Below are 23,267 nucleotides of genomic sequence, written 5' to 3' on the forward strand. Positions count from 1 at the left end.
CGGCGGCGCCGGGCCGGTTGTCGAGGGCTCGAGCGGCGGCGGTGCGGTTCATCGGGCGGAACCGTCGGCAGCCGTCAGTTCGGTACCGGCCAGTTTCGCACTGACCCGCAGGAATTCGTCGTTCTCGGCGGCGAGGCCGATGGTGGTGCGCAGGAAGCCGGGGATACCGACGTCCCGGATGAGCACGCCTTCGTCCAGATAGTGCTGCCAGGCGCGCGGCGCATCGGCGAACCGCCCGAACAGCACGAAATTGGCGTCGCTGGGCACCACCTCGAAACCGAGCGCGGTCAGTTCCGCCGCCACCCGATCGCGCTGGGCCGCCAATTCCGCGACGCTGCCGAGGGTTTCGTCGGCATGGCGCAGCGCCGCACGGGCAGCGGCCTGGGTGACCACCGACAGGTGGTACGGCAACCGCACCAGCAGCAGCGCGTCGATCACCGCGGGCGCGGCCACCAGATAGCCGAGACGGCCACCGGCGAAGGCGAAGGCCTTGCTCATGGTGCGGCTCACCACCAGTGTGGTGGGGTATTCGTCGATGAGGCCGATGGCGCTCGGTTCGGCGGAGAACTCACCGTAGGCCTCGTCCACGATGACGATGCCGGGCGCCGCGTCCAGGATCCGCGCCAGGTCCGCGGCGGGCACACTGTGCCCGGTCGGGTTGTTCGGGCTGGTCACGAACACCACATCGGGGTGGCGTTCGGCAATGGCGGCCAGGGCGGCGTCGATATCGAGGGCGAAGTCGGCGCGGCGTTTCGCTTCGATCCATTCGGTGTCGATGCCCTCGGAGATGATCGGGTGCATCGAATACGAGGGCACGAAGCCGAGGGCGCGCCGACCCGGTCCGCCGAACGCCTGCAACAGCTGTTGCAGGATCTCGTTGGAGCCGTTGGCGGCCCACACATTGCTGGTGTCGACGGCCACACCGGTCTGGCGGGTCAGGTAGGCGGCCAGATCGGCGCGCAGGGCCACCGCATCGCGATCCGGGTAGCGGTGCAGATCGGCGGCGGCGGCGCGAATGGCCTCGGCGACGTCGTCGACGAGGGCGCGGCTGGGTGGATGCGGGTTCTCGTTGGTGTTGAGCTGCACCGGTACCGTCAACTGCGGTGCGCCGTAGGGACTCATACCGCGCAGGTTCTCCCGCAACGGCAGATCCGCGAGGCCGATACGCGCACCGGGCACGGCGGCGGTCATGACAGCGCCTCGAATCGCGCCTGCACGGCCTGGCCGTGCGCGGGCAGGTCTTCGGCGTTGGCCAGTGCCACCACATGACCGGCGACGTCCTTCAACGCCGCCTCGGTGTATTCGACGACGTGGATGCCGCGCAGGAATGTCTGCACACTCAACCCGGACGAATGCCGCGCGCAGCCCGCCGTCGGCAGTACGTGGTTGGAGCCCGCGCAGTAGTCGCCCAGGCTCACCGGGGCGTACGCGCCGACGAACACCGCGCCCGCACTGCGGACGCGGGCGGCGACAGCGGCGGCGTCGGCGGTCTGGATCTCGAGGTGTTCGGCGGCGTAGGCGTTGACCACGCGCAGCCCCTGGGTGATGTCGTCGACCAGCACCGTCCCGGACTGGGCGCCGGTCAACGCCTCGGTGACCCGGTGCGCGTGTTTGACCACGGTCAGCTGCGCGGTGAGCGCGGCGTCCACGGCATCGGCCAGCGCCACGCTGTCGGTGACCAGGACGCTGGCCGCGAGCACATCGTGTTCGGCCTGGCTGATCAGGTCGGCGGCGACGTGCACCGGATCGGCGGTGGCGTCGGCGAGGATGGCGATCTCGGTGGGGCCCGCTTCGGCGTCGATCCCGACCAGGCCGCGGCACAGACGTTTGGCGGCGGTCACGTAGATGTTGCCGGGGCCGGTGATCATGTCGACGGGGGCGAGCTGGGCGCCGTCGGTGTCGGTGCCGCCGTAGGTGAGCAGCGCAACGGCCTGCGCGCCGCCGACCGCCCACACCTCCTCGACGCCGAGCAGCCGGGCCGCGGCCAAGATGGTGGGATGCGGCAGCCCGCCGAACTGCGCCTGCGGCGGCGAGGCCACCACCAGCGATTCCACGCCCGCGGCCTGCGCCGGGACGACGTTCATCACGACGCTGGACGGGTAGACGGCATTGCCGCCGGGCACATACAGCCCGACCCGCTCGACCGGAACCCACCGCTCGGTGACGGTGCCGCCGGGTACCACCTCGGTGACGGTGTCGGTGCGCCGCTGATCGGCGTGCACGGTCCTGGTGCGTTCGATCGCGACCTCGAGCGCCGCCCGCACGGCCGGGTCGAGCCGCTCCAGCGCGCCGCGCAGTTCCGCCTCCGGAACTCGGACGGCGGGCGGAACCACACCGTCGAACTTCTCGCTGAACTCCTGCGCCGCGGAGACGCCACGATCGCGGATCGCCTCGACCACCGGACGCACCTGATGCAGCACCGAGTCCACGTCGACGCCGCCACGCGGCAGCGCGGTGCGCAGCTCGGCGGCAGACGGAGTGCGACCGCGCAAGTCGACGCGGGCGAGCTCGATGCGGGATGTCATATCGGTGGCGATCCTTGTCTCCGGCTGGTTCACAACAGGAAAGTTGCGTCTACCAGCCTAATGGTCGTACGCCAGCGGTTATACGCGTGGTCGGCCCCGCGCGGGCGGGCGCGTGTGTGGTGAGCGACGCGTGCGCAGGTCGCCGGGGCGGACCAAGCCTTCCGCTGTGGTGCCCGTCTCGTCCCGGAGCGTCGTTCGGTCAGCCGCAGCGTCGGCGTAGTTCCGCGACTCCGTCGCCGGTGAGATCGTCCAGGGCGACGGTGCGCCCGACCACCGCGAGCGCGATCGCCTCCCCCGGACCGCGCACCTCGGGCCCGTCACCCTTCGTCCATGAGACGTCGGTAGCGACGAAGCGCAGCCCCTTCATGCGCCGCCCCGGCAGGGCGAACGGATCGGGGTGGTCGAGGACGGTGATCAGCCGGTCTTCGGGGATCTCGCGGCCGCGGCCGAGGGGCCGGCGGATGTCCTGCTGGTGCACCAGCAGGTCGGCCAGCATCAGCTTGGGTGCGAACTTCGACAGTCGGCCCGCGCCCGCCAGCGCTTCGATCAGCTGCGCGGTGGACAGTTCGGCGGATGCGGTGACGATCGCCTTGTTGGTCTTGTCCACCGAACCGAGACTCTTCAACACCACCGCCGCATACCCGAGCGGTGAGTACGTGTCCTGCAACAGATGCCCCACCACATCCCGCACCCGCCAGCCCGCACACAGCGAGGGCGATTCCCACTCCGCGTCCGACAGCTCCCGCAACACCTCGATCAGCTGCGCCCGCTCCGCGGCCAGCATCCCCCGAATACTCATGCGCCCGAGCGTAATCTGTCGTGCCGCCACGCGCGAGAGTTCTGGGCGATGGAACGGGTCGCCGGGCCGGGCCTTGCCCTCGACCCGCGCGCCCGCCGGCGGGGCTCAGGCCACGACCAACCGATGGATCGTCGTCATCGGCTCAGCCGCCACCTGTTCGGCCACTGCGCGCACATGGTGGAACGTGGTCATGGCGGAGCGCGAAGATCACCGCCGAACGCAGCGGTCACGGCGACACCACCGGCGGTCACGACACGACACCGCCAGCCGTCACGCACGGCACCGATCGGCTGTCACAGCGCGGAGCCGTCGGCGGTGCGGCCAGTAGCTCAGACGTTCCGCCGCGAATCCTGCGGTTGCTCGAACAGCGGTCGCCCGTGAACTGGGTCAGCGGGTGTCGCTGTCGATGAGCAGGCGCCCGCCGCCCGCGTCGATGATGCGCAGGCTGGGGTTCTTGCTCTGGCCGCCGTAGGTGAGGCCGGTGACGCTCATATCGACCGACCCGTCGCCGTTGACGCCGCCGGGGGCGTAGATGCGACCGAAGCTCTGGATGGTGCGGCCGTCGGCGCCCCAGTACTGCTGGAAGCCCTGCTGGTCGGTGTAGACCTTCTGCGCGGCGGGTGTCAGCAGCGACCAGGAACTCTGCGGATCGCTGTAGAACCGCTCGACCAGTTGTCCGGCGGCGCCGATATCGGTGACCTTGCCGCCGACGCTCGGGGTCTGGCCGAGCACCGGCACCGCGGCCGAGGTGCTCGCGTCACCCGAAGGCGCGACGGCCGACGAGGAGGCCGACGACTGTGGTGCGTCCCCGTCGTCGGCGCTGTTGAACGCGCTGATCAGCAGTGCCGATACCGCGACGACCGCACCGACCAACGCACCGATGAGCACCGCGCGTCGCTTGCCCGCGGCCGCCGAGGCGGGGCGTGGCTGCGTGGAGGTGCGTGGGTGGTCATCGGTGTCGGGCTGCTCGCGCGCGGGCACCGGCCGATGGGCGGCGGTGTCCAGCGCGGCGGAGCTGCGCATCGGGGGGCGCTGACGTTCGGTGGCCGGACCCGCGGCGGCGGTACGGGTGCGCAGCGCCTGGGTGGCGACGACCTCGGTGGCGCCGTTGCCGTTGCGGCGGCCGTAAGCCTCACTGGCCGGGACGAATCCGGCGGGCACCGCATCCTCGTCGGCGTCGGCCAGGGCGGCCAGCTGATCGCGCGCCATCCGCATGGTCGGGCGATCCTCGGGCTGCGGGCTCAGCAGCTGCAACAGGAAATCGGTTGCGGGACCGGCATTGTGCGGCTCGCTGACCTGACCGTTGGCCGCCGCGTACAGCACCGCGAGCGGATTCGAGCTTGCGCCGTAAGGAGGTTCACCCTCGAGCGCGTGGAACAGGGTGGCGCCCAAGGCGAAAACGTCGGCGGCGGGTGTCGGATCGGCGCCGCGTGCCACTTCCGGCGCGAGATAGGCGGCGGTGCCGCAGATCAGACCGGTTTCGGTGAGCGTGACATCACCCGCGGCGCGCGAGATACCGAAGTCGGTGATCTTCACGGTGCCGTGGTCGTCGAGCAGGATATTGCCGGGTTTCACGTCACGGTGCACGATTCCGGCCTGATGCGCGGCGATCAGCGCCGAGGCGACCTGTTCACCGATCCGGGCGACCTGGTTCAACGGCACCGCGCCCTGCGCCGACAGCACCTGCGCGAGGCTGCGGGACTTCAGGTACTCCATCACCAGGCAGGGATCGCCGTTGTGTTCGGTGATATCGAAGACGACGATCGCGTTGGGATGCTGAAATCTGGCCGCGTTGCGTGCTTCCCGGATGGCCCGCTGACGCAGTACGTCGCGTTCGGCCTCGGGCAAGCTCGGTTTGATGTGAATCTGTTTGACCGCGACCGACCGCTGCAAGCGCTCGTCGATGGCACGCCAAACCACGCCTGTGCCGCCGCTACCAATCCGCTCGACCAGGCGGTAATGCTCCGCGATCAACTGACCGGTATCGATGGCGCCTACTCCGAACCTTCTCGAAATGTGACAAATCGCGTACTGACCGCTCGCGCGTTCGGCACGAGTGTAGCTGGCGCGCGGGCCGCACCGGCCACTGATACACCCCTCGACCGCCTCCGACCCCCGCCGCTACCCCGCCACCTGCGAGCACTGCGCGGACACGGTGTCCGATAGACGGTCCCCCGCCCCGACACGCCGAACGACACGCCGACGCGTTGCCGACTCCCTCCCGGCCCGACAAGCCCGCGACGCCGACCGAATCCCGGCGCCCCACCCCTCCGCCACCGGCCACGGCCACATCCCCCTCCTCGGCCCTCTCCGACGAACCGCGACCACATCCCCGCGGCCGCCCCCGATGGCCCTCTCACTCCTCTTCCATGTCCGGTGGGCCACGCTATGTCCGGTTCAGCACCGCTGCGTCCGGGCCAGCGCCAACGTCCGTACACTCCACGGCGGCACACGCCGACCACTACCTCCCCGGCCGACATATCGCTCGTCAGCGCCCCGCGCGCAGCATCCGTCCCGCGGCCTCGACCGCCGGGGCCGAGCTGCCCGCATCGGCGACGAAGACGGCGAAGGCCAGGTCGCCGTCGATGCCGACGAACCAGCCGTGGGCGTTGGAGTTGTCACCGTATTCGGCGGTGCCGGTTTTGCCGAGCAGGCCCGGGATATCGGCGAGCTGGGTGGCGGTGCCCGCGGTGATGGTCTCGCGCATCATGGTGCGCACCTGCTCGGCTACGGCGGGCGGCAGCAGTTGCGGTGTCCGATCCGCGACTCCTGGCTCACCGGTGACCAGCATCGGCGCGGGCGGGCTGCCGTGGGCGAGTGCGGCCGCGACCAGCGCCATACCGAACGGCGATGCGGTGACGGTGCCCTGGCCGATGCTCGATTCGACGCGTTCGGCGGGTGTGTTCGCGGGCGGGACCGATCCGGTGACCGTGGTGAGGCCGGGCGTGACGTAGTCGATGCCGAGGCCGAGCTGTTCGGCGGTGTCGGTCAGTGCGTTCGGTGGCAGATTCACCGCCAGCCGGGCCATGGTGGTGTTGCAGGAGCGGGCGAAGGCGGTGTGCAACGGCACCTCGCCCAGATCGAAGCTGTCGTCGTTGGGGATGCGGCGGCCCTCCACGTTCGCCTCCCCCGGGCAGGGCAGCACGGTGTCGGGGGTGGCGGTCCCGGCGGCCAGCGCCGCCGAGGCGGTCACCGTCTTGAAGGTCGAACCGGGTGGATACAGCCCGGTCAGCGCGATCGGGCCCTGCGCGTCGGCGGCGTCGTTCTGGGCGACGGCCACCACCTCGCCCGTCGACGGTCGCAGTGCGACGATCGCGGCAGGCTGCGCCACCGAGGTGAGTGCGGCTTCGGCGGCGTGTTGCCGGTCGATGTCGAGGGTGGTGGTGATGTCGGCGGTCGGCTGTGGGTCCTGCCCGGCGAGGCGTTCGGTGCCCTCGGGCGTTCGTACGCGTACCGCCCAACCTGCGGCCTCGTCGGCGCGTTGCTGCCATAGTTCGTTCAGCCCCGACAGGGTCGGGCCGGATAGGGATTTATCGGCGGTGAGCAAGCGATTCTGCGGTGCGAGGGTGACGCCGGGTATCGCGGCCAGCGACTCCTGGATGGGGGCGATATCGGTGGCGCGCAAGCTGATCGGCGTGATCGGTTTGCCTTCGGCACCCGCGAGATCGGCGTTCAGCGAGTCGGCGGTGATGGTCGGCGCCAGTGGTGCGAGCAGAGCGGCGACGGCGCCGGTGTCCGCACCGGGCGCCACGTTGACGAGGCTCACCACCTCCTCGGTCATGAGGGCGCCGCCGCTGGAGTCGAGCACCCGTGCGGGTTCCGGGTACACGGGTGCGTAGCTGAGCGGCCCTTTCTCCAGACCGGGCGCGACGGTCGCCGGATTCCAGCGCACCTTCCAGTCGTCACCGGATTCGGCGGCCGTACCGGTGGTGGTGTAGGTCCACTCGTGTGTGCCGTCCTTGCCCAGCTTCCAGGTCGCGGCGAGAGTGAATCCGTCGTCATCGACGCTGTCGACCTCGAAGACGACCTCCGATCCCAGCCCCTCGTACAACCCGCGCAACGCATCCCCCGCCTGCGCCGGATTGTCGGTGAGCGCGGCCGCCGCAGGCAGATCGTCCCGATTGAGCGCGTCCACGAACTCCCCCGCCACCGTGTCGGGCTGTTCCGGCCCCGACGAGCATCCCGCCGAGAACAATGCGACGGCGGCCAGCAGCACGAAGACTTTCCGATCGGTGCGCACCCGCCCGAGGGTAACCATGCGCGCCAGATCCCACGACCCAGCCGCCGGTCCCGGCGCGCCGCGTTCGGGCCGAGTCGGGGGCGAACCACGCCGAGTGCAGCCGTCGGCCGAACCACACCGGGCGCAGGGTCACTCGCTCGGCGAATCCCCCGCTGCTTCTGTCTCCGAATCACCTGTCACCGAGTGGGTGCGCGGTCGGTGGGCGCGGATGTCGACCGGCCGGTCGTCGGGATCGCTGCACGTCATCGTCCATTGCGTGGGCAGGATCTCGATGGCTCCGGTCGGCCGTCCGGCGGCGAGCAATCGCTCACGCGTCTCCAGCAGCTGCGCGTGGGTGCCGACACGTAACCCCCATCCGGCTCGACCGAGCGGGTCGAGACCGGTCTGTGCGCCACCGGCGGTTTCGATGATCATCAGATGGTCGTCCGCGCCCACGTCGAGCACCGCGATCCGTGGATCGGTGTCGGTCGCGTTCGAAAGCGAGCCTCGCACCGAGCAACTCGGTGTAGAACCGCACGAGGCGGTCGAGGTCGGTGGTGGACAGTGTCAGATGGTTGATTCCGCGCAGATCCGGCATGGTCACCCGAGGCTACCGATTCGGGAACATCCGCCACCCCGGCGACGCCCGACCCGCACCGTTCGAGCGCCGCCGCGAGAAATCCGACGTTCTCGACGCAGCACCGGGCCAGGCGTGAAGCAGCGGATAGTGATTGCCGTCACATTGGAGCCCCGCCGGGAACCGGACACCCGCCTCTGCGTCCAAGTCGTTGTAAGACAACGACATTCGAGTGAGGATTTCGAAATGAAGCTTCGGACCGCAAGTGTCCTCGTCGCGGCCGGGATCGCCGGTTTCGGCGTGATCGGCACCGGATCCGCCATGGCCGCGCCCGTCGACGGCGCGTCGGTGACGCTCGCGGGCGTTCCGGGTGACGGCTGCCCGCCCCCACCGCTCGGCCCCGATGGCCGACCGCTGCCACCCCCGATCGGCCCGGACGGTAGGCCGCTGCCGCCGCCGGTCGGCGCCGATGGCAGGCCGTGCCCGCCGCCGACCGGACCGGATGGCGAGCCACCGCAGCCGCCCGCCGACCGCTGAGGTCGACGCCCGCCCGCCGAGCAGCCACAGCTCGGCGGGTCCGGGTCATCCGATCGACAGATCTTCGGCACAACTCGGGCCGACCGCCACCCGCCGACTCCTTTGACAGATTTCGCATGACCTGGCGCCGAGGGTAAACCCAAACGACCCACCACCTCCCAACCCCACCACCCCGCCGCGTATTTCACCCGCCGAGTAGCACCTGGCTGCGGGTCTTCTCGACGTATGCCGCAGTGAGGTGCCACTCGGCGAACTCAGGCGGCGCATTTGGCGTTGGGCGGGGCGGGTGGGGCGGTGACGGCGTTGGTGGCGACGTCGACGAGGTAGTCGCGGTCGCCGCCCTCGACGGGTTCGGTGCCGAGGAGTAGGCGTTCGACCACGCAGCCGCCCTCGAAGAACGCCGGGCCGATGCTGTGATCGCCGGGGACGACGGCGCCGTTGAGGTCGCGGCCGGTGACGATGGTGTACATCGACGTCGGTCTGCCCGCCGCCGCCAGCGCGGCCCGCATCTGCACGCTCGCCGTGTACGGGACCACCGGATCGGCGGTGCCGTGGATCAGGAACGCGCGCCGCACGCCCATTCGTCCCGCCACCAGCGCGGGCGAGCGCTCGATATAGGCCTGTGGGCAGGCGACCGGCGGACATCCACCCGCATCGCGTTCGATCTCGGCGCGCATCGCCGGGTCACCGGCGGCGGCCATCCATCGGGTGAACACGTCGGCGGGGCCGTAGTTGTCCACCCAGTAGTCGAACAGTCCGCGCGGCCCGTGCGCGGCGGCGAGTCCGCTGGTGGTCCCGCCCTGGCTCCACCCCCACAGCACGGTGCGCACGATCCCCGGACGCTCGCTCTTGTACCACTGGGTGGCCGCCACCAGATCGCGCCATCCGGCCCACAGATTCCAATCGCCGGTGCGCCACACGCTGGCGCCGCTGCGCAGATCCATCACCAGCACCGGCGACGCGGTCCGCTGGGCGATCGAGGTCAGGTATCCGGCGAAGTCGGCCGACGATCCATCGTGCCCGTGCGCCGCGACCACCAGCCCACCGCTGGGCCCCGCGCATCCGCTCGGCTCATAGACCCGCCCGGTCGCCGTCTCGCCATCCACCGCGACCGCCACCGACCGCACCTGCACGACACATCCGGGCGCCGCCCCCGCCCCCGGAACCCCGAGCACGGTCACGCACACCCCGACCACGACCGACAACACCCACCCGGAAACCCTTATCCCGCGCCTCATTCGAGGAATCGTGTCATGAGCGGGCCCAAGCACCCGGCACCCGCGGCGGGGTGTCGGGCGCGGATCCCGCTGCGCGCGAGGCTTTTCCTCCAGGAGTCGCGGAGGCCGCCGCCGACAACTCACCTCATGGGGACGATCACCGACGGTGAAGCCCGATTCGAGGCGGCTCGGTCGACCGGCGAGCAGCCGCTACGACGCGGTGCGCGATCACGATGACGCGGCGCGGGCGCCTGCCCCCATCGAGCAATCACGATGACGCCAAGAACCTGTACCCATCAGGCGACCACGATGTCACGGCGCCAGCAGCCTGCGGGCAATCACGATGACGCGACACGAGGCAGCGGCCCCTCATCAGAGTGCAGCGCTTCGAGGATCAAAGTGAGACCGAACTCGAATTCGTCGGCGTAGGAGTAGTCCGGTCGCAGAGCGTGGTCGGCGATGAGTTCGGTGAGGTGCGGGTAAGTCTCGGGGGTCGCGTCGGAGAGGATGTCGGTGGCGACCTCGTCGAGTTCGGCGCGGTTGGTGAACGGCAGGCTCAGCTCCTGGAGCACGAATCCGTAGATATAGCTGTCGATCACCGAGAAGGCGTGCGCGGCCATGGCGACGGAGAAACCGCCCGCGCGCAGGACGCCGAGCACAGCGTCGTGGTGGCGCAGGGTGGCCGGGCCGGGATGGCTGCGGGAATCCATCAGGCCGACGGCCCAGCGGTGCCGACCGAGTGCGGTGCGTGTCGACGCGGCGCGTTCGCGCATGGCGTGTTGCCAGTCCGAAGTCGGTGCCGGGAGGTCTATTTCGCCGAATACCGCGTCGACCATGCCATCGAGGATGTCGTCGCGGCCCGCGACGTGGTTGTACAGCGACATCGCCTCCACGCCGAGCCCGGCGGCGATCGCCCGCATGGTGACTCCGGCCTCGCCCTTCTCGTCGGCCAACGCCATCGCGGCGGCGATCACCCGGTCCCGGTTGAGCGGCTCCCGTTCGGCCCGTCTCCGCACTCCCATACGACTCCTCACCCTTGACGGACTTACGGTGTAAGCATAGCGTTACTTACAACGTAAGTACGATCGGTGGCACGAGTCAGGAGCGCAGGACATGACCACGAATCAGCAACGCAAGGTGTGCATCGTCGGCGCTTCGGGCAAGCTCGGGCAGTACATGGTCCGGCACGCGCTGGATCGCGGCTACGAGGTCGTCGGCGTATGCCGTGAACGTAGCGTGCCCAAACTGGCCGCTGTCGCCGATCGGATCACCATCGTCCCCGGCCCGACGAACGATCCGGAGATCATCCGCGCGGCGGTCGCTGGGTGCGACGGCGTGCTCACCGTACTCGCGCCGTGGGGCATCCAGCAGTACTCGTCGGGCACGGCGCAGGCAGTTCTCGATCACGCCGAACCCGATGCGCGCCTGATCTTCTCGTGCGGCTGGCATGTCGCACGCGACGACAAGGACCGCTACACCTGGCGCTTCAAGGCGACCGTCCGCTTCATCACCTGGCTGGCCCGCCTGGTCCGCGCCGTGGAAATCGACGACCAAGTGGAGGCAGCCCGCCGAATATTCGCCAGCGACCGCCATTGGACCCTCGTCCGCGGCAGCGATCTGGAAGAGGGCGAAAGCCAAGGCCTACCTGCCTGGAGCCGCCACATCGGCGACCCCATCCTCGCCAGCAACAAGACCCGCCGCACCGACTTCGCCCTCTTCATGATCGAAGCCCTCACCGACGACGCTCTCATTCACGAAGCCCCAGCCATCGTCGGCCGCCTCACCCCCAGCGCCCTGACTTATCGAAGCCATGACGAGTCGCCCGGATCGAACGAAAAGGCCACTCTGCCAGCAGGAACCGCACGCCAGGACCACAAGCGGGCATGATCAATCTCAGCGTCAGACCCCAGAAGGGCTAGATCCTACAAGTGGTATTGTAGGGCGGGTGGCTTGGACCATCCGCCTTACCAAGCAGGTCTTCGACTGGGTCGAAACCCTGGACGAAGCGACATTCGACCACTATGAGGCCGCGCGCCTGGAGCTGGAGGAACGAGGGCCAGGAGTCGGGCGACCCTGGGTGGACACGCTCAGAGCGTCACGACACTCGAACATGAAAGAACTCCGGATCCCGGGATCCCACGCCAGAATCATCTTCGCCTTCGATCCGACGAGGTCGGCGATATTCCTCATAGCCGGAGACAAGACCGACAAGCGGAAAGAGTGGTACGAAAAGACCATACCGATCGCGGATCGGATCTACGACGAACATCTAGAAGGGTTGGACTGATGGAGTTGTACACGAGCGACCAGACGCGGCATCCGCGCGGTGGCTACGATCAGTCCCGCGTCGACGCTGCCCGCCACGATATGCGCGCCGTCGAGCGCGCGTATCGGCTCGCAGAACTGCGAGAGGCTCAGCACCTGAACCAAACCGACCTCGGCAAGCAGATCGGCGTCGGTCAGCGGACCGTGTCGAAAATCGAGAACGGCGGCATCGAGCACTCCAAGATCGAGACGATCCGCAAGTACGTGGAAGGGTTGGGCGGCACGTTCGAAGTGGTAGCGCGATTCGGCGATCAGTCGTATCGGATCGCGTGAACCGAAGCTCGACCACAGGTCGACGGTCGTCCGTCCGATAAGGGAACCGGGTTCGCGACATGGCGAGACCCCAATGCTTTACGTCTAGTTGTACGCGAGTTCTGCTGGGTGGGGGCCCGGAAGCGGGTCTGGTCAGCCGAGTTCGTAGTCGAACCAGATGCGGTGGGTGCCGTCGGGGTCGATGACGATGCCGCCGGAGCCGGTGATGCCGTCGAGGTCGGCGGTGCCACTGCCCGGGACGATGACGAAGAACGGCGACAAGCGATCGGCGCCGGTGGTGGTCGCGGAATGGGTGAAGCAGAAGGCGCCCGCGACCCCGTTCAGCGTCCCTTCGAACGACTCCATCGCCACATAGGTGCCGACCTCACGCTCCTGATCGAACGCCGAGGTGAACAGCGTCGCCGCCCGCCCGGACACCGCACCCTCGAACCGCTTCTCCATCCGCGCCACACCCACCGGAACCCCGGCCGCGATCGCGGGTTCGGGCACGACCTCGGTAGCGGTGAACGATAGGACGCTGAAGGTTCCACTGGCTCGCATCGCGCAATCGTATCCACACCCACCGACATCCTCTTCGAAGGTGATAAGGGGGCTCGGCCATGATGTCGTCGGTCCGGAACAGGCTGAACATCCGATCGCCGCCGCGCAGATGGAGAAAACATACCTGTCACGAAAGTGTGCGCGAATACAGATTTTTCGCGTCTACCAGAACGCGCGTCGTCACCGAACTGCCCGTCGATCCGGCCGGGTCAGGGTGGCAGCGCCAGAGCCGACTGCCGAAGCCCACCTCGGGGCCGAGTTGTCGTCGCCGACCGTGGGCGCACAAGTCGGTGGTCAGCGGGCGTACGACTGCACCGGCGGCTCTTCGGTGAGTGTGGGCGCCGAGAAGGTCCAGGTGATCGATTCGTTCAGGGCCAGCGCCGAATTCTGTACGAAGGCCGCCGGATCGACGCCCGGCATGAGCAGGTCGGCACAGCTCGGGCCTCCGACGCGGGCCGGGTCGGCGGGTCCGTCGTGGGTGAATGCGTCGATGGCCAGCTGGAATGCGGTGTTGTCGTAAGCCATGCCGAAATGTTCGACCAGCCTGCCGGGGCACAGGTCCTGGACGGCCGTATTGGTCACGTTCGGGGCCGAGGGCAGATAGGAGGAGGTGTAGGGCAGCACGATTTCGTCAAATCGGGTGGCGATCACGGTGTAGTCGAGCTGGGGGAAGGTCTCGGGCTGCCGGTTCAGGGCGGTGAGGAAGTTCGAGCCCGCGGTCTGCTGCCAGCGCGCCGCCGAGCATTCCCGAGTCCGGCGGCAGTCCTGTACGGGACTCTGTGAGCCGTGATTCGATGAGGCCAGGCCGACGTAATCGTCGACCATCTCCCGGGTTTCGGGCCAGAACGCGAATGCCCATCGGGCAACCATTCCGCCCTGACTGTGCCCGAGGATCGAGATCGGGCGACCCGCGCGTTCGTACAGCAGCTCGATGGCGCGCGCGACGTATTCGCCGTTGACCTGGATATCGCCGGTGGCGTTGGCGGGCGATTGCAGATCGCAATGCGCCCAGCCCTTGGCGTCGAGGTAGCGGTCCCAGTTCCAGGACCAGTTGGCCACGGCGGTCGAGGTGGTGCCGTGCAGCAGCAACAGCGGTGTCGGGCCGGTGCGCGGGTCGCCGGTACAGGTCAAAGCCTCGTCGACGGTCTGCACCGATGGTCGCGGATCGGCGATGTCGGACGGGTCGGCCATGGCGACACCAGTGCCAGAAGTGAGCATGCAGATGGTGACGGCGAGCAGGGCGGTGATCAGCCTCATCGTCGAGGGTCCTTCGAGTCGTGCGGGATCGGTCAGCGGTCGAGGACGCCGGAGGTGCGGATGGCGGCGGCGATGAGGTCGGCGACGCCGCGGTGGCCCGCCACGGTCGGGTGGTACGGCAGCAGCGTCTGATCGGCGATGATCGGATCGAACCAGCGCACCGCCGGATCGGCGCACATCCCGGCGGGCGGCGAGGCGGCGATGGTGTCGAGGTAGATCGCGCCGTGGGCGGCGGCTTCGCGGGCGACGACGGTGTTGAGGCGGGCGAACTTGGACTGGATGTAGGGCGCGTCGGCGTCACGCAGACCGAGCATCGCCGCGCAACTGGAAGCACCGAGATAGGTGGGCCAACCGTCGACGAAGATCGTCGCCTGTGGTGCGCGCCGGGATATCTCGTCGAGGGCGGCGGCGTACGCCGGGGCGATCGCGTCGATATCGGCATCCCATTGCGGGTCCGCTGCCGCCGCGCAACCGCCGGTGGCGAGCCCGGCGTGACATCCGCCGAGAATGTATTTCGTCATGTTCGCGTCATTGGCGCCGATATGCAGTGTGACGATCCTGGTGTCCGGCCCCAGTGCCTCCGCTTGCGGCCCGGCGCCCGGCGACTGCGAGCGGGTCAGGTCGGGGATCTTGGCCGAACTGCATGTCCGATCATCCAGTTCGAGCCCCAGTTGCCGCGCCACCAGAGTCGGCGCATTCGAGTTCGAGCGGACACAGGGCAGTGGCGCCGTCGGATCGATATCCACCACCCCGGCCGTCGCGGCACCCGAATCGCCGAGCGCCACATACTCCGCCCCGCCGGAGGTCTGCGGAGCCGCGTGCACAGCGGCCGCCGGAGACAGAGCTAGCGCAGACAGCGCGAGCACGGTGGCGAATCGATGGCGGGTGCTTGGCATCGGATGTCCTCGGAGGTCGAGCCGTGGCGGCCGCGCCGCCCCATAGTTGAGACGGTGTCGTCTCAACGTCCGCATCATAACGACGAAGGAGACTCGACCGGGCCGTTTTCGACCGGATAGCCGATTCCGCGCAGGCCGAGGAGCCCAGCGCGCGCAAGTCTCGATAGCCGAGTGGATGTAGCGAAGCCGTGGGTGCCCGAATTCGGCGCTCCGAACGACCCCGTCACTCCTGACGGAATCGCCGACAGCTCGCGACGAAATCGTGGACCGCGGACGCCTCACCCACCGTCGGGTTCCACGCGACCGCTACCCGAGTCGGCGCGATACCCGTCACCGGGCGATACACGACCCCCGGACGCAGGAAATAGCGCCCGGCCGATTCCGGTGCGAGCGCCACACCGTACCCATTGGCGATCGCACCGAGCCATTCATCGGTGTGCTCGGTGACCGCTCCGATCCGCACCGGATGCCCCTGACGTTCATCGACGGCGAGCCAATAGTCACGCCATTCGCCGGTCGCGTCCGGCGCGGCGATGAACGGCTCGTCCCACAGCTGCTCGAACGCGATGACCTCGGCCTCGGCGAGCGGATGAGTACTGGGCAACATCACCCCGCGCGGTTCGGTCAGCAGGACCTCGACACCCCAGGATTCTTGCCCGGGAAACGGCACTCGCAGCAGCGCCACATCGACCTCGCCGTCGGCCAGGCCGGCGGTGGGGTCCCACCAGGAACTCTGCCGCAGCTCCACCCGCCAGCCGGGCCGGAGTTCACCGAACGCACCGATGATGTCCTGGGTCGCTTCATTCGCCGCACTGGCCAGGAAACCGACCCGCAGCAACCGGCCCTGTTCGGCCGCAGCGGTTTTCACGTCGGTCACCGCGCGCTGCCAGTCGGTCAGTAGTGGCGGCACCGCACGAGCCAAGGCCTGTCCCGGCTCGGTGAGCGCCATTCCGGCGCGGGAACGAACGAACAGCGCCACCCTGAGCATTTCCTCGAGGCGGCGGATCTGTTTGGTGAGCGACGGCTGCGATATGTAGAGCCGTTGGGCCGCGCGGCTGAGGTTGCCCTCGTCGGCGACCGCCGCGAAATATCGCAGCAGCCGGAGGTCGACATCCATGCCGTCAGGTTATGGATGCAGGTATTGGACGGGCAACCGGCCCGGACGCGAGGCTGGAAACACATCTGGTTCGACGGAAGAAAGGTTCGTAGTGTTCGCCCTGTACGTGAGCATCACCTGCGTCACCGCGCTCCTGTGCGCCGGTGGCGCGTGGATGAACTTCACCCGCCATCCGATCACCGTCGCCGCGGCCGAACAGGTACGGATTCCGCTGTCGTGGACCCGCCCGATCGGCCTGGTCTTCCTGGCCGGCGGGCTCGGGCTGCTCGCCGGGTTCGCGCTGCCCGCCGTCGGTATCGCCGCCGCGGCCGGGTTGGTGCTGCATTTCGTCGCCGCGATCATCACCCATCTGCGGGTGCGCGACTTCGATCTCGGTAAGGCGGGCGGCGCGCTCGCGCTCATGACCGTGAACCTCGCCGTCACCCTGGCCTATCAGCTCGGCTGAACAGCCGACCGTGAGCCGCCGTAAGCTGCCTGCTCATGGCTCTCAGCGCAACCCTGTACACCTTCGCCATCCAGTTGGCCGATGTCGATCGCGGCGTCTACCAGGACCTGGAGTTGCGGGTCGCGCGCCATCCGTCCGAGACCGCGGAGTTCATGCTGACCAGGGTGCTGGCCTACTGCCTCGAATACACCGACGGCATCACCTTCAGCGATGGCGGTGTCTCCTCCACCGATGAACCCGCGGTCCTCGTCCGTGATCTCACCGGCCGCCTCACCACCTGGATCGATATCGGCGCCCCCGACGCCGACCGCATCCATCGCGCGAGCAAACTCGCCGACCGCGTCGCCATCTACACCCACCGCGATCCGGCCAAGGTGCTGGCCCCGCTCACCGGCAAACGCATCCACCACGCCGAATCCATCCCCCTCTACAGCTTCGACCGCGAATTCGTCGCCGCCGCGTCGGCCGCCCTCGACCGACGCGTCACCGCCACCGTTTCGGTGACCGAACGCCTGCTGTACCTCGACCTGAACGGCAGCGGGTTCAGCACCGCGATCGAGGAGCACCGGCTCGCCTAGACCGTCGTCGCGAGACTCGAGTGTGGCTGCACCACAAGACAAGTGAGCAGGCGCTGTGTCGCTTTCTCGGCATCACCGACCTTCGTCTCGGCACCGAAGAGCGCGAGAGTGGGGACCGAGATAGCCTCGAGGTCGGCATCTTTCAGGGCTGATTGCCAGGGGACGCGTCGTCGATATCCCAATGACAGCTTCGCGCAGTCGATTTCCTCCGGCGCGAGTCCGACACCCGGCGAGAGCCATTCGTTGAACTTCGCCATGTTCGCGTCGGTGGGATGCATCCCGACGTCGCGGTCGGCCGACCGCCATCGGGTCAGCCGAGGTCGGCGAGTCGCGCGGTCGCCGGTGCCATCCCATCGATCCACTTGGCGGGTGAACCGCTCAGCGGAATGACCATGACGGCGTCGATGCCGAGTTTCGCGTAATCGTCCATGTCACGGACGAATTCGTCGATGTGGTCAGGGTTGGCCTTGGCATGGTCGGCCATGATCGTCTTGCGGATGGTGGTGTAGTCGCGGCCGAGGGTGTCGCAGTGTGTGCGGAGGACATCGAGTTTGTGGGCCACTTCCTCGGGGGTGGTGGCGAACAGGTTGCAGGCATCGCCGTACTGGGCGACCAGGCGCAGGGTCTTGCGTTCACCGCCCCCGCCGATCAGGACCTTCGGGCGGTCGATCGGCTGCGGGGAACACAGGGTTTCGGCGAGCCGATAGTGCTTACCGTCGTACGGGCCGTTGTTCTGCGGATCCCACATCTGGGCACAGATCTGCAATGCCTCCTCCAGGCGCTCGAAGCGTTCGGAGATGGCGGGGTACGGGACGCCGAGGCCGTGGTGTTCGCGATCGAACCAGGCCGCGCCGATACCGAGCGCCGCCCGCCCGCCCGACAGCACGTCCAGCGTCGTGACGATCTTGGCCAGCAGGCCGGGATGCCGGTAGGTCACGCCGGTGACGAGCAGCCCGAGTTCGACCGTCGAGGTGTGGGCGGCCAGGTAGCCGAGCGTCGTGTACCCCTCGAGCATGTGGGCTTCGGCGGGCATACCCGTCGGTGGGATCTGGAAGTAGTGATCCATGAACGACAGCCAGGTGGCACCGGATTCCTCCACCGCCGCACCAACCCTGGCCAGCTCACCGGCGATGGCGCCCACACCGCCGTCGATGTCGAAGTTGGGAATATGAAAGCCGAGGTCCATTCGATGATCTCCTCATATCGGCAGCCTGTGCCGCACAGGCTATGACCTGGAGTGCACTCCAGGTCAAGGCTGGATGCGTCGATCGGCGAGTCGGCCTCGCGCTCGGGGGGCCAGGGACCTCCCGGCTGTGGAAAGGACAGCGTTCCGGCGTCGACCCGCGCGGGTATGCTCCCCGAAGCCCAGATCGCCACGGGCCGTAGGTGTTCCACTTCATTCGCGTGTTCCGTTCACCATTCGAGGAGGCCCTTGTGCGTGTTGGATCGTTGTTGTCGGCCACTGCCGCCGTATTGCTCGCGGTATCGATCGCCGGTGCGGGACCGGCGTCAGCGCAGGACCAGTACGCGCAGGTCGGTCTCGACGCGCACAACAACTACCGGGCCCGCCACGGCTCACCGGCCATGACCCTGGCCGAGGACTTGAACGACAGGGCACGGCAATGCGCCGAGTACTACGCCGACAAGGGCACGATCGATCACTCGTGCCCGCACAAGAACGGCGCCGGGGAGAACCTGTTCATGGCCACCCGCGGCAATCCGGACCCCGCCCACAATGTCGAATGGGCGACCCAGATCTGGTACGACGAGATCAGCCTCTACGACTACGACAAGCCCGTATTCGCCAACGACACCGGTCATTTCACCCAGGTCGTATGGAAGGCCAGTACGCGGCTTGGCATCGGATTCGCCAGCAAGAGCGAGAAACATGTCGTCGTCGCCCTCTACCTGGAGCACGGCAACGTCACCGGCCGGTTCGAACAGAACGTGCCCCGCCCGCGCTGAGCCGTAGCCTGTTGCCGACAGTCGGCAACAGGCTCCGGCGATCGCCCACGGCGTCCGGCTACTCGACGGTGCGACCGGCGAAGTCGAAGGATCCGCCGTCGATACCCCAGGAGATGACTCGTTCGGGACGAATCCGGATGACGGCGCGTTCCTGGGGTGGGAACGGCGGCTCCTCGTCGTCGAGTACCTCGGCCGTACCGCGGATCTCGATGCCGCGAATCACGTACGGCTCCAAGGAAACCTGTTCGTCGATCACGAACGACACCCGACTGCCCGCGGCCACATTGCGGTACTTTCGGCTGGTACGCATCCGCATCCCCCCGATGTCGATCGTGCCGTCGGCGTTCACCCGATAGTTGGTCGGATTGTTCTGCACGACGCCGTCGGGTGAGACGGTGGCCAGCCGACCGATGCCGGCCTCCGCGAGAAACCGCTGCTCATTGCTGGTGAAGGTCATATCACTTACTCCTCGGTGCATTCGATATCGGAGGTGCCCGGCGATCCGCCGGAGGGTGTCGTGTGGTGTCGTGGTCCGGGATCAGAACAGGATCAGCGCGGCGCACAGTCCGGCGATGGCGATGATCTAGCCGGTGACGATGAGCATTTCAGTTTCCCTTTCCAAATTCTAGCGATGCTAGAAACTGGAGCAACGGTAACATCCGACCGCTAGCCTGTCTAGCGTTGCTAGATTTCCGATCGCCGCCGCGCCGATCCACCAGGGGTCACCACTGACGATTCGCTAGGATTCGCATATGCGTTCGATCGATACCGCACAGCGGCGGGCACGGCTCGGGATTCGGCATCGGCTGGCGTCGGCGGCGCGCAGCGATGAGGTCGCGGAGATCGCGCGGTCGATGGTGGTGCTGCATGCGACCGATCCCGCGACGGTGTTCCTGTCGGTGGCCGCGCGTGGCACCGAGATCACACCGGGCGATATCGAGCGGGCGCTGTACGAGGACCGGTCGCTGCTGCGGATGCTGGCGATGCGGCGCACGATGTTCGTCGCGCCGATCGAACTGGTCCCGGTCTTACAGACCTCGTGCGCGGACGCACTCGCCGAGAAGCAGCGACGCACCTACGGCAAGTTCCTCGCGCAGGCGGGCATCGGGGACGGTGATGTGCGGTCGTGGCTGGCCGCGGTCGAGGACGATACGCATCGGGCGCTGCTGGCGCGCGGCGCGGCGACCGGCGCGCAGTTGAGCAAGGAGGTGCCCCTGCTACGCACCCAGGTCAATCCCACTCCGGACAAGTCCTATTCGCGGCCGATCAATATCACCACCTGGGTGCTGGTGACGCTCGGCGCGGAGGGGCGGATCGTGCGCGGACGCCCCAACGGCAGCTGGTCGAGCAGCCAGTACTCCTGGGCGCCGATCGAATCATGGCTACCGGACGGGATCGCGGCGATCCCCGCCGACGACGCCCGCGCCGAACTGGTCCGGCAATGGCTGCGAACGTTCGGGCCCGCACCGATCGGCGATATCAAATGGTGGACCGGATGGACGCTGGGTGAGGTCCGAAAAACCCTCGCCCGCCTCGACATCACCGAAGTGGAACTCGACGAGGGCACCGGCGTCGTCCTGACCGACGACCTCGACCCGGTCCCCACACCCGAACCGTGGGCCGCTCTGCTGCCCGCCCTCGACCCCACCCCGATGGGCTGGCAGGCACGCGCCTGGTACCTCGGCGAGCACGCGAGCGCCCTGTTCGACCGCAACGGCAATATCGGGCCGACCATCTGGTGCGACGGCCGCATCGTCGGCGGCTGGGCGCAACGCAAGGACGGCGAGATCGCGTTGCGGCTGCTGGAGGACGTCGGATCGGACGCCCTCGCCCTGATCGACGCCGAAGCCGAACGCATCGGCGCCTGGTATGGCGAGGTCCGCCCGATCCCCCGCTTCCGCACCCCCCTCGAACGCGAACTCACCGCCTAGGACCGTGCCGGTGGCGCAGTTCGCGCAGCTCACCTGCCGTGTGCGCGAGCCGCTTTCGACTTGCGGAAGATCAACGCACCGCCGATCGCCACCAGGAGAACACCGACACCGAGCGCGCCGAGCCCGGCGGTGAACATGCTGGTTTCCATCGGCGCCTGGATGGCCTGCGGGGTACCCGACGGCTCGCCGAAGTGCTGCACGTCGCCGGTGTATTCCCTGGCCGAGGTGTCGATCTGCGGCGGGTCGGCGGCCACGCGGACCGCTTCGGCGGCATTGATCTGCCCGGCCCCGACGAGAGCATCATGCCCGCCCGGCGGGTGAGCGGCGGTGCTCATCAGGATCGCGCGGGTCTGCGCCGGGGTCAGTTCGGGGTTCACCGCGAGCATCAATGCGGTCACACCTGAGGCCAGCGCCGTGGCCGGTGACGTGCCGTCGACGGGGCGGTAGCCACCGGCGGAGTCGGCGCTGACGATGCCGACTCCGGGGGACGCGATCGTGTTGTGCGTCCGCACGGTGCTGAATTCGGCGCGCCCGCCGCCGGGCTGGGTCGCGGCCACGGAGATGACGTTGGCGTACCCGGCCGGGAAGTTGCCGTCGTTGACCTCGTCACTGCCGCCGCTGTTCCCGGCCGCCGCGAGCAGGGTGACGCCCTTGTGCACGGCTCGGGAAGCGGCCGCGACCTCGGTGCCGTCGAACTCGGCGAACAGGCCGCCGCCCAGCGACATCGAGATCACATCGGCGCCGTTCTCGACCGCCCAATCGATCCCGTGCGCCAAGGGCGTCACATTGTCCTCGGTACGTTCGAGCGTGCCGTCCTCCTCTGTGCTGTCGTCGGTCACCCGCGCGGTGATGATCCGCGCCTTCGGTGCCACCTTGAGCACATCGGAAACCATGGCGGTGCCGTGGATGCCGTACTCGGCGTCGCCCGCCTGGAGGCCGTCGGAATCGTAGAAGTCCGGTCCGACCTGGTCCACACGGCCCGCGAGGGCAGGATGATCGGCATTGATACCGGAGTCCAGAACCGCCACCGTCACACCCTCGCCCTGTGTGCGCGCGTGCGCGGCAGACAGGCCCAGTGCCTCGAACTCCCAGCTGACCGGCGCGTCCTCGGCGGATGCCACCGGCGCCGCACCGAAGGTGAGTGTCACCCCGAGCAGGCCCGCCGCCACCGCCTTGGCGCCGACGCGGATGGATCGCAACGTCACCGCAGATCTCCGTTCTTCAGCTCGACCAGATGCCCGGAGAACAGGTCGACCAAGTCCTGGGCATTGGCATGCCACGAATCGCGGTCGGTGTCCTGACCACCGAGTTCGCCCCACTCCTCGGGCAGTTCGCCCGCCACATGTCCGTCCACGGAGCCGATGCTGGCCCCGATGGCGTACGGGAACTCGTCGCCGTACATCTCATGCAGATAGGAACCGTTGCGGTCCTTCCACCCGGCCGCGAGCGTGTCGGGAACCGGGTACGGGGCCACGGCGCCCTCGATGAGCCGGTTGTCCAGGTAGACCTCGGCGACCTTGTCCTTCGGACCGCTGTCCTCGGGCCCCTTCGGCAGCACGACCAGCGCGACCGTCGCGACCATGTTGGCGGTGGTGTCCACATAGGTGGCCCGCAGGACCGCCTTGCAGCCATTGGTCTGTGCCGCCTCCAGCGTGTGCCGGGTCAGGCCCTTGTCGCATTCGGTGTCGGGCGAGATCCCCACCCGGTTCCAGATCGCCTGCTGCGGGTCGTAGAGCCCGCCGCCGTAACCGGTGCGGCCGCCGAGTGTCGGGGGGAAGACCTTGTCCACCGGTTCATCTCGCCAGAGGTTCTCGCCGTAGGCGGCATTGGGGAGCTTCTGCTGATGGTTGCTGTAGGCGTTCTCGGCGAGTACGCCACCCGCCAGGATGGCCAGGGCACCGACGAACGCGAATATTCCGCCGAGCACCTTGCGCCCGGCTCCGCCGCCAGGAGCTGGCGGCGGCTGCTGCTGCTGCTGATAGGGAGGCTGCGGCGGCCACGGTGCCTGGCCGGGCGGCGGCAGGCCCGGCCCGGGCCGAGGCGCTCGCATCGGGGGCTGTTGGGCA

The 23,267-nt window shown here is 68.4% G+C and carries 25 protein-coding genes and 1 pseudogene; 8 read left to right on the forward strand and 18 right to left on the reverse strand.

Translation table 11 applies throughout. The features are described 5' to 3' along the window. Positions 1 to 48: 48 nt before the first annotated feature. The 7 genes and pseudogenes from QH168_RS19475 to QH168_RS27740 form a co-directional block, all read right to left on the reverse strand. A complete protein-coding gene (locus QH168_RS19475) occupies positions 49 to 1,191 on the reverse strand; it encodes a histidinol-phosphate transaminase (RefSeq protein ID WP_280236160.1) in 1,143 nt (380 codons plus the stop codon). After that, positions 1,188 to 2,525, reverse strand: a complete 1,338-nt coding sequence (gene hisD, locus QH168_RS19480) for a histidinol dehydrogenase (RefSeq protein WP_280236161.1) — start codon at positions 2,523 to 2,525, stop codon at positions 1,188 to 1,190. Before hisD ends, QH168_RS19475 begins: the two co-directional genes overlap by 4 nt. A gap of 199 nt (positions 2,526 to 2,724) precedes the next feature. Then, positions 2,725 to 3,324: a maleylpyruvate isomerase family mycothiol-dependent enzyme gene (locus QH168_RS19485; protein WP_280236162.1), complete on the reverse strand. Its 600-nt coding sequence runs from the start codon at positions 3,322 to 3,324 to the stop codon at positions 2,725 to 2,727. Positions 3,325 to 3,711: 387 nt separating this feature from the next. Further along, positions 3,712 to 5,244 carry a serine/threonine-protein kinase gene (locus QH168_RS19490; RefSeq protein WP_432421138.1) on the reverse strand — a complete coding sequence of 511 codons (1,533 nt, stop codon included), beginning with the start codon at positions 5,242 to 5,244 and terminating at the stop codon, positions 3,712 to 3,714. Between the two features lie 568 nt (positions 5,245 to 5,812). Then, complete coding sequence (locus QH168_RS19495; protein ID WP_280236164.1) at positions 5,813 to 7,582, reverse strand: penicillin-binding transpeptidase domain-containing protein; 1,770 nt, start codon at positions 7,580 to 7,582, stop codon at positions 5,813 to 5,815. A 111-nt stretch (positions 7,583 to 7,693) separates the two neighbouring features. After that, positions 7,694 to 8,056, reverse strand: coding sequence for a VOC family protein (locus QH168_RS19500; protein WP_280236257.1), 363 nt, complete (start codon positions 8,054 to 8,056; stop codon positions 7,694 to 7,696). Positions 8,057 to 8,066: 10 nt separating this feature from the next. Next, positions 8,067 to 8,141, reverse strand: a pseudogene (locus QH168_RS27740) (VOC family protein); the annotation flags it as partial. A 225-nt stretch (positions 8,142 to 8,366) separates the two neighbouring features. On the opposite strand from QH168_RS27740, the gene QH168_RS19510 reads away from it, so the two are divergent. Then, a complete protein-coding gene (locus QH168_RS19510; protein ID WP_280236166.1) occupies positions 8,367 to 8,657 on the forward strand; it encodes a hypothetical protein in 291 nt (96 codons plus the stop codon). Between the two features lie 254 nt (positions 8,658 to 8,911). Here the strand turns inward: QH168_RS19510 and QH168_RS19515 are convergent, their stop codons facing one another. Beyond that, positions 8,912 to 9,895 (reverse strand): alpha/beta hydrolase family protein, encoded by a 984-nt coding sequence (locus QH168_RS19515; RefSeq protein ID WP_280236167.1) that lies wholly within the window; start codon positions 9,893 to 9,895, stop codon positions 8,912 to 8,914. A 317-nt stretch (positions 9,896 to 10,212) separates the two neighbouring features. Then, entirely contained in the window at positions 10,213 to 10,896 is a 684-nt protein-coding gene (locus tag QH168_RS19520; protein ID WP_280236168.1) for a TetR/AcrR family transcriptional regulator, read from the reverse strand. Between the two features lie 91 nt (positions 10,897 to 10,987). Between QH168_RS19520 and QH168_RS19525 the strand changes: the two genes are divergently transcribed. Genes QH168_RS19525 through QH168_RS19535 form a run of 3 tightly spaced genes read left to right on the forward strand, consistent with a single transcriptional unit; the run spans position 10,988 to position 12,472 of the window. Then, complete coding sequence (locus tag QH168_RS19525) at positions 10,988 to 11,761, forward strand: NAD(P)-dependent oxidoreductase (protein ID WP_280236169.1); 774 nt, start codon at positions 10,988 to 10,990, stop codon at positions 11,759 to 11,761. Positions 11,762 to 11,819: 58 nt separating this feature from the next. Continuing rightward, positions 11,820 to 12,161 (forward strand): type II toxin-antitoxin system RelE/ParE family toxin, encoded by a 342-nt coding sequence (locus QH168_RS19530; RefSeq protein ID WP_280236170.1) that lies wholly within the window; start codon positions 11,820 to 11,822, stop codon positions 12,159 to 12,161. Continuing rightward, positions 12,161 to 12,472, forward strand: coding sequence for a helix-turn-helix domain-containing protein (locus tag QH168_RS19535; RefSeq protein WP_280236172.1), 312 nt, complete (start codon positions 12,161 to 12,163; stop codon positions 12,470 to 12,472). The genes QH168_RS19530 and QH168_RS19535 overlap by 1 nt, the downstream gene beginning before the upstream one ends. A 132-nt stretch (positions 12,473 to 12,604) precedes the next feature. Here the strand turns inward: QH168_RS19535 and QH168_RS19540 are convergent, their stop codons facing one another. The 4 genes from QH168_RS19540 to QH168_RS19555 form a co-directional block, all read right to left on the reverse strand. Continuing rightward, positions 12,605 to 13,012 carry a DUF3224 domain-containing protein gene (locus tag QH168_RS19540; protein ID WP_280236174.1) on the reverse strand — a complete coding sequence of 136 codons (408 nt, stop codon included), beginning with the start codon at positions 13,010 to 13,012 and terminating at the stop codon, positions 12,605 to 12,607. Between the two features lie 294 nt (positions 13,013 to 13,306). Further along, positions 13,307 to 14,269 carry an esterase/lipase family protein gene (locus tag QH168_RS19545; RefSeq protein WP_280236175.1) on the reverse strand — a complete coding sequence of 321 codons (963 nt, stop codon included), beginning with the start codon at positions 14,267 to 14,269 and terminating at the stop codon, positions 13,307 to 13,309. Between the two features lie 32 nt (positions 14,270 to 14,301). Continuing rightward, positions 14,302 to 15,165, reverse strand: coding sequence for an SGNH/GDSL hydrolase family protein (locus tag QH168_RS19550; RefSeq protein ID WP_280236176.1), 864 nt, complete (start codon positions 15,163 to 15,165; stop codon positions 14,302 to 14,304). Positions 15,166 to 15,388: 223 nt separating this feature from the next. Continuing rightward, on the reverse strand, positions 15,389 to 16,282 hold the full coding sequence (locus QH168_RS19555; RefSeq protein ID WP_280236177.1) for a LysR family transcriptional regulator: 894 nt from the start codon (positions 16,280 to 16,282) through the stop codon (positions 15,389 to 15,391). A 91-nt stretch (positions 16,283 to 16,373) separates the two neighbouring features. Here QH168_RS19555 and QH168_RS19560 point away from each other — a divergent pair, with 91 nt between their 5' ends. Continuing rightward, the gene (locus QH168_RS19560) at positions 16,374 to 16,727 is read left to right on the forward strand and encodes a DoxX family protein (RefSeq protein WP_280236178.1); all 354 of its coding nucleotides are present in this window, start codon (positions 16,374 to 16,376) and stop codon (positions 16,725 to 16,727) included. 35 nt (positions 16,728 to 16,762) lie between these two features. Beyond that, entirely contained in the window at positions 16,763 to 17,305 is a 543-nt protein-coding gene (locus QH168_RS19565; protein WP_280236179.1) for a YaeQ family protein, read from the forward strand. Here the strand turns inward: QH168_RS19565 and QH168_RS19570 are convergent. Beyond that, positions 17,302 to 17,562, reverse strand: a complete 261-nt coding sequence (locus QH168_RS19570; RefSeq protein WP_280236180.1) for a hypothetical protein — start codon at positions 17,560 to 17,562, stop codon at positions 17,302 to 17,304. The two genes, QH168_RS19565 and QH168_RS19570, sit on opposite strands and share 4 nt — an antisense overlap. A 53-nt stretch (positions 17,563 to 17,615) precedes the next feature. After that, on the reverse strand, positions 17,616 to 18,491 hold the full coding sequence (locus tag QH168_RS19575; RefSeq protein ID WP_280236181.1) for an LLM class F420-dependent oxidoreductase: 876 nt from the start codon (positions 18,489 to 18,491) through the stop codon (positions 17,616 to 17,618). Positions 18,492 to 18,739: 248 nt separating this feature from the next. Between QH168_RS19575 and QH168_RS19580 the strand changes: the two genes are divergently transcribed. Then, complete coding sequence (locus tag QH168_RS19580) at positions 18,740 to 19,270, forward strand: CAP family protein (protein WP_280236182.1); 531 nt, start codon at positions 18,740 to 18,742, stop codon at positions 19,268 to 19,270. A gap of 58 nt (positions 19,271 to 19,328) precedes the next feature. On the opposite strand, the gene QH168_RS19585 is transcribed toward QH168_RS19580, so the two are convergent. Next, positions 19,329 to 19,727, reverse strand: a complete 399-nt coding sequence (locus QH168_RS19585; protein ID WP_280236183.1) for a PPOX class F420-dependent oxidoreductase — start codon at positions 19,725 to 19,727, stop codon at positions 19,329 to 19,331. Positions 19,728 to 20,022: 295 nt separating this feature from the next. Here QH168_RS19585 and QH168_RS19590 point away from each other — a divergent pair, with 295 nt between their 5' ends. Further along, positions 20,023 to 21,201 (forward strand): winged helix DNA-binding domain-containing protein, encoded by a 1,179-nt coding sequence (locus QH168_RS19590; protein ID WP_280236184.1) that lies wholly within the window; start codon positions 20,023 to 20,025, stop codon positions 21,199 to 21,201. A 29-nt stretch (positions 21,202 to 21,230) separates the two neighbouring features. Here QH168_RS19590 and QH168_RS19595 read toward each other — a convergent pair whose 3' ends face one another. Further along, positions 21,231 to 22,406: a S8 family peptidase gene (locus QH168_RS19595; protein ID WP_280236185.1), complete on the reverse strand. Its 1,176-nt coding sequence runs from the start codon at positions 22,404 to 22,406 to the stop codon at positions 21,231 to 21,233. After that, positions 22,403 to 23,251, reverse strand: coding sequence for a hypothetical protein (locus QH168_RS19600; RefSeq protein ID WP_280236186.1), 849 nt, complete (start codon positions 23,249 to 23,251; stop codon positions 22,403 to 22,405). The genes QH168_RS19595 and QH168_RS19600 overlap by 4 nt, the downstream gene beginning before the upstream one ends. Positions 23,252 to 23,267 lie beyond the last annotated feature (16 nt).

Origin of the sequence: Nocardia cyriacigeorgica (genome assembly GCF_029868385.1) — a bacterium.
GTDB classification, from domain to species: domain Bacteria; phylum Actinomycetota; class Actinomycetes; order Mycobacteriales; family Mycobacteriaceae; genus Nocardia; species Nocardia cyriacigeorgica_F.

Coding starts and splice junctions, on each gene's coding strand:
- QH168_RS19565 (WP_280236179.1), top strand. CDS start 16,763: ATGGCTCTCAGCGCAACCCTGTACACCTTCGCCATCCAGTTGGCCGAT.
- QH168_RS19475 (WP_280236160.1), bottom strand. CDS start 1,191: ATGACCGCCGCCGTGCCCGGTGCGCGTATCGGCCTCGCGGATCTGCCG.
- QH168_RS19575 (WP_280236181.1), bottom strand. CDS start 18,491: ATGGACCTCGGCTTTCATATTCCCAACTTCGACATCGACGGCGGTGTG.
- QH168_RS19555 (WP_280236177.1), bottom strand. CDS start 16,282: ATGGATGTCGACCTCCGGCTGCTGCGATATTTCGCGGCGGTCGCCGAC.
- QH168_RS19515 (WP_280236167.1), bottom strand. CDS start 9,895: ATGAGGCGCGGGATAAGGGTTTCCGGGTGGGTGTTGTCGGTCGTGGTC.
- QH168_RS19590 (WP_280236184.1), top strand. CDS start 20,023: ATGCGTTCGATCGATACCGCACAGCGGCGGGCACGGCTCGGGATTCGG.
- QH168_RS19600 (WP_280236186.1), bottom strand. CDS start 23,251: ATGCGAGCGCCTCGGCCCGGGCCGGGCCTGCCGCCGCCCGGCCAGGCA.
- QH168_RS19485 (WP_280236162.1), bottom strand. CDS start 3,324: ATGAGTATTCGGGGGATGCTGGCCGCGGAGCGGGCGCAGCTGATCGAG.
- QH168_RS19535 (WP_280236172.1), top strand. CDS start 12,161: ATGGAGTTGTACACGAGCGACCAGACGCGGCATCCGCGCGGTGGCTAC.
- QH168_RS19540 (WP_280236174.1), bottom strand. CDS start 13,012: ATGCGAGCCAGTGGAACCTTCAGCGTCCTATCGTTCACCGCTACCGAG.
- QH168_RS19520 (WP_280236168.1), bottom strand. CDS start 10,896: ATGGGAGTGCGGAGACGGGCCGAACGGGAGCCGCTCAACCGGGACCGG.
- QH168_RS19570 (WP_280236180.1), bottom strand. CDS start 17,562: ATGGCGAAGTTCAACGAATGGCTCTCGCCGGGTGTCGGACTCGCGCCG.
- QH168_RS19495 (WP_280236164.1), bottom strand. CDS start 7,582: ATGGTTACCCTCGGGCGGGTGCGCACCGATCGGAAAGTCTTCGTGCTG.
- QH168_RS19525 (WP_280236169.1), top strand. CDS start 10,988: ATGACCACGAATCAGCAACGCAAGGTGTGCATCGTCGGCGCTTCGGGC.
- hisD (WP_280236161.1), bottom strand. CDS start 2,525: ATGACATCCCGCATCGAGCTCGCCCGCGTCGACTTGCGCGGTCGCACT.
- QH168_RS19550 (WP_280236176.1), bottom strand. CDS start 15,165: ATGCCAAGCACCCGCCATCGATTCGCCACCGTGCTCGCGCTGTCTGCG.
- QH168_RS19585 (WP_280236183.1), bottom strand. CDS start 19,727: ATGACCTTCACCAGCAATGAGCAGCGGTTTCTCGCGGAGGCCGGCATC.
- QH168_RS19510 (WP_280236166.1), top strand. CDS start 8,367: ATGAAGCTTCGGACCGCAAGTGTCCTCGTCGCGGCCGGGATCGCCGGT.
- QH168_RS19545 (WP_280236175.1), bottom strand. CDS start 14,269: ATGAGGCTGATCACCGCCCTGCTCGCCGTCACCATCTGCATGCTCACT.